Origin of the sequence: Nitrospina gracilis 3/211 (genome assembly GCF_000341545.2) — a bacterium.
Classification (GTDB): domain Bacteria; phylum Nitrospinota; class Nitrospinia; order Nitrospinales; family Nitrospinaceae; genus Nitrospina; species Nitrospina gracilis.
The window spans coordinates 2406775-2411290 of record NZ_HG422173.1 but is presented as its reverse complement, the minus strand read 5'-3'; the positions used below and the strand labels follow the sequence as shown (position 1 = coordinate 2411290).

The following is a 4516-nucleotide window of genomic DNA, read 5'->3' as shown; positions in this document are numbered from 1 at the left end:
GTCGATGGTTTTGATGGCGTTGGCGTAGGAATGGATCACCGTATCGGTTTTTGACGTCCACAAAAACGCCACTTCCAGCCTGAGCTCCTTATCCTCCTTCTCCACGTACATCGGTTCCGGGGTGAGCGACGCGTTGGCCGGGGTGATCTTGCGGATGAAGTCCTTGATGCCTTCCGGGTACTGGAACACGTGGGTGTTTTTGTTTTCACGCACGGTGATCTTCAGTCCCTTGTTGAGGAAGGCCTTCGATTCCGCCTGCTCGAGGATGGCTTTCACGTTCCACGTAATCTTGGGGAATATTTTCGGATCCGGCCGGAAGGTGATTTCTGTACCGCGGTTGCGGGTGGCTTTGCCTTTTTTCAGTTTGCCCTCGGCCTTGCCGCAGGAATAGCTCTGTGTCCACTCGAAGCCATCGCGCCGGGAAGTCGCGGTGAGGGATTTTGACAGCGCGCACACCACCGCCATGCCAACGCCGTGCAGACCGCCGGACACTTTATAATTGCCTTCCTGGAATTTGCCGCCTGAATGGAGCGTGGTGAAAAGGATTTCCATCGCGCTCTTTTTGGTTTTGCGGAACGTGTCCACCGGAATGCCGCGGCCGTTGTCCTTGATGGTGATCTCGTCTTCGCTGTGGATGGTGATCTCTATGTGATTGCAGTGGCCGTTGAGCGCTTCATCGACGGAGTTGTCGAGGATTTCCCACACGAGATGATGCAGTCCTGTGGACGAGGTGGAGCCGATGTACATGCCCGGCCGTTTGCGGACCGGTTCCAGCCCTTCCAATACCTGGATATCTTTTGCCTGATATGTGCTCATTGTCTGATTCAATTTTCCAGAATGCGGACGACCTTGACGCGCTTGACCACACCGACGCCCTGGCTTCCACGGTTGTATTCCGGCACCGCCGTCATTTTGAGTTCTTTGGTTTTGCCGCTATCCAGCAGAAGTTCCACCGTTTCGCGTTTTTTCACACACTTTGCGGCGAGGAACCGGCTGTCGCCAACGTTGATGAGGCGGACTCCCACACCCGCCCCGCTCAACTGCGTGATCTTATCCAGCTTCACCAGCATGCCTTTGCCTGCCTCCGTCAGCAGAAAGGCATGGGTGCCGACGGTTTGGATGACCGTTATCAGACGCGCGTTGTTTTTCAGTGTCATCACCTTCTTGCCAGAGCGGGTGGTCTCGCTCAGGTTTTCCGTAGCGAAGCGGAACCCGTAGCCTGCTGAATTCACCAGCAACAGTTCCGCGTCTTCCTCCTGGCCGATGCCATCCAAGGGAAGGTTTTGCTGCTCGCCCTTGGCCGCTTCCCGAGCTTCCACCGACTGTGGCGACAACAACGGAAGCATTCTGATCACGCGCTCTCCGTCTCCGAACTTGAACAGGTTCTGGATGGGTTCGCCGAATCCACTGCGGGTGTAGGGCAGGGCGTGCACCTTCTGCACGTACACCACGCCATGGGAGGTGAAGAAGGCGACCAGATCCGCCGTGTTGACACGCACCATTTCCAGCAGGCCGTCATTTTCCTTGTACTTGAGGGATGCCGGATCGGATACGGATTTCATCTTGCGGAGCCAGCCGTTTTTGCTGACCACCAGGGCTACGTCCTCATGCTCGATGAAGTCCTCAGCGTTGAATTCCACCCCGTCATCGGAACCAAACTGGGTCCGGCGTTTGTCGCTGTACTTGTCCGTGATCTCCTTCAATTCGGCTTTGACTTCCTGCCAGATTTTCTTTTCGGACTTCAGGATGTCTTTCAGCCGCTTCTGTTCCTTTCTCTTTTCCTTCTGTTCCTGCAAAATCTTGTCGATTTCCATCGACACCAGCCGGTAGAGCGGGATATCGAGAATGGCGGCCGTTTGTTCGTCGTCCAGTTTGAAAGTCTTTTTGAGTTTCGTCGCCGCTTCGTCCTTGGACTTGGACGACCGGATGAGTTTCAGTGCCTTGTCGAGATCTTTGAAGATGACCGCGAAGCCGTCCAGGATGTGCAGCCGTTTTTCCAGTACTTCAAGGTCATATTTGATGCGGCGGGTCACGACGTCCTTTCGGAAGTCGAGGAAATGCAGGCACAGCTCGCCAATGGACAAGCGTTCGGGCTCGCCGTTCGGCTTCAGGCAGTTGAAATTGATCTGGAAACCGCTTTCCAGGTCCGAGTGCTTGAACAGGTAGGCCATGATCTTGTCGGGGTCGCTTCCGGATTTGATCTCCAGCACCACACGCACGTTTTCGTCACTTTCGTCGCGAATGTCGGTGAGAGCCTGCAGTTTTTTGGCGATGATGATTTCCGCGATCTTCTCGATCAGCCGCGCCTTGTTGACGCCGTATGGAATTTCGGTGATGACGATCTGCGTTTTGCTCCGCGGCAGGGTTTCCATCGTCCATTTGCCGCGCACCTTCAGGTTGCCGGAGCCTTCCTCGTACATCTTTCGCAGTTCGGTTTTGGAATTGAGCAAAATGCCGCCGGTAGGGAAGTCCGGTCCCTTGATGTGTTTCATGATTTGCGTTGTCGTCTGCTTGCGGTCGTCAATGAGCGACATGAGCGCGTTCATGACTTCTTTCAGGTTGTGGCTGGGAAAGGAGCACGCCATACCCACGGCGATTCCCGAGGACCCGTTGATGAGCAGGTTTGGCACCTTCGACGGCAGGATTACGGGTTCCTGCAGGGTGTTGTCGTAGTTGGCGCGGAACTCGACGGTGCTTTTCTTAATGTCGGCCAGCATGTAGCTGGTGATAGGCGTCAGCTTGCCTTCCGTGTAACGGTATGCAGCAGGGGAGTCGCCGTCCACCGACCCGAAATTGCCCTTGCCGTCCACCAATGGGTAGCGCATGGCAAAGTCCTGAGCCATCCGCACCATGGAATCGTAGGTGGAAGTGTCGCCGTGCGGATGAAATTTACCCAGCACTTCTCCGATGATTTTGGCTGATTTCACCGGCTTGGCTTCCGCGCCCACACCCATGCCGTTCATGGCATACAGGATGCGGCGGTGGATCGGCTTCAATCCATCGCGCACGTCCGGCAGGGAACGGGACACAATGGTCGATAATGCGTAGGTGAGGAACCGGTTCTCCAGCTCCTGAGTGATATCGGATTCTTTTTCGTTTGCCATGATCTGTGGTGAAACAGGGTGATTTGCCAGAGGACCGGCCTCCGTTGCGAAGGGCGGGTCCGGGGTCCATCATCTCTACGTCCACGATGGAGGAGGATGGGAAACAGGGCCCAATGTTAAATTAGGGCCCGGGACCGAATGCGTCATTAGAGGGTATTTTATACCCTTTAAAATTAATGACTTAAGCTAAATGACTAACACAGTGCCTGAACTTTGTAAAGGGCAAAATACACCATGTTGTGGACTCGACTTTCTGATATATACCATATATTGTAATATTGTCATGCGGGAGCTTTTTGCGAAAGAAAAGAAACATTCCGCAAATAAGGAGGCTGGAGAATGGGTTTTCAATTTCCCGGATTCCATGCCATGATGTATTTAAAGGAAACTTTTTAGGGGTTTTGCCATCCTAAAACCAACGGAAAAGAGGGCCGATGGGCCTTGCTTTTCCGGATTTACGGAAGCCATCCCTCAGGCCGCCTTGCCAAGCGCAGCCTTGAATCTTATAAAACTCGAATAATGACACGCGTCATCCAATCTTTTTTTGCGATCCATCCCGGGAGCGATTTATGTCGGATCAAGATTTACAGGTAAAAATCATCGGGGCCCTGAAGACGGTCATGGACCCCGATCTGAACAAAAATATAGTGGACCTCGGGTTTGTCAAAAACCTCGAAACCAAAGACGGCAAGGTGAAGTTTGACGTGGAGTTGACCACTCCCGCCTGCCCGGTGAAAGAAGAGTTGAAAAACGAATGCCAGACCAAGGTCGGTGAAATCGAAGGCGTGAAGGACGTCACGGTCAACATGACCTCCAACGTGCGTCCTTCAGAGCATCAGCAACCCATCCTGACCGGCGTGAAAAACATCATCGCCGTGGCCAGCGGCAAGGGGGGCGTCGGCAAGTCCACTGTCAGCACCAACCTGGCCATCGCGCTCAGCCTGAGCGGTGCCAAAGTCGGCCTGATGGACGCGGACATTTACGGCCCGAGCATCCCGAAAATGCTGGGCATGCCCATCAAGCCGCCGAAGGGTGCGGACAACAACAAATTCTTCCCGCACGAAAAATACAATCTGAAAGTCATCTCTGCCGCCTTCCTGACGGAAGAGGGGCAGCCGCTCATGTTGCGCGGTCCCATGCTGGGCGGCATCATTCAGCAGTTCCTGCAGAACGTGGAGTGGGGCGAACTGGATTATCTGGTCATCGACCTGCCTCCGGGCACGGGCGACGTGCAATTGACCCTCACCCAGCGGGCTCCGTTGTCCGGCGGTGTGATCGTCACCACCCCCCAGCAAATCAGCGCCATCGACGCCGACAAGGGCGTCAAGATGTTCCGGCAGGTGAAGGTTCCTGTTTTGGGTGTGATTGAGAACATGAGCTACTTCGTCTGCGACGGTTGTGACAAAGAACAC

The 4516-nt window shown here is 54.5% G+C and carries 3 protein-coding genes; 1 reads left to right on the top strand and 2 read right to left on the bottom strand.

Annotated elements, in window-relative coordinates:
* On the bottom strand, positions 1 to 816 hold an 816-nt coding region (locus TX82_RS11525), incomplete at its 3' end, for an ATP-binding protein (protein ID WP_187291962.1).
* An 8-nt stretch (positions 817 to 824) separates the two neighbouring features.
* A complete protein-coding gene (locus TX82_RS11520) occupies positions 825 to 3104 on the bottom strand; it encodes a DNA gyrase/topoisomerase IV subunit A (RefSeq protein ID WP_005010690.1) in 2280 nt (759 codons plus the stop codon).
* 569 nt (positions 3105 to 3673) lie between these two features.
* Here TX82_RS11520 and TX82_RS11515 point away from each other — a divergent pair.
* The coding region (locus TX82_RS11515) for an Mrp/NBP35 family ATP-binding protein (protein ID WP_042251137.1) at positions 3674 to 4516 on the top strand (843 nt) is incomplete at its 3' end.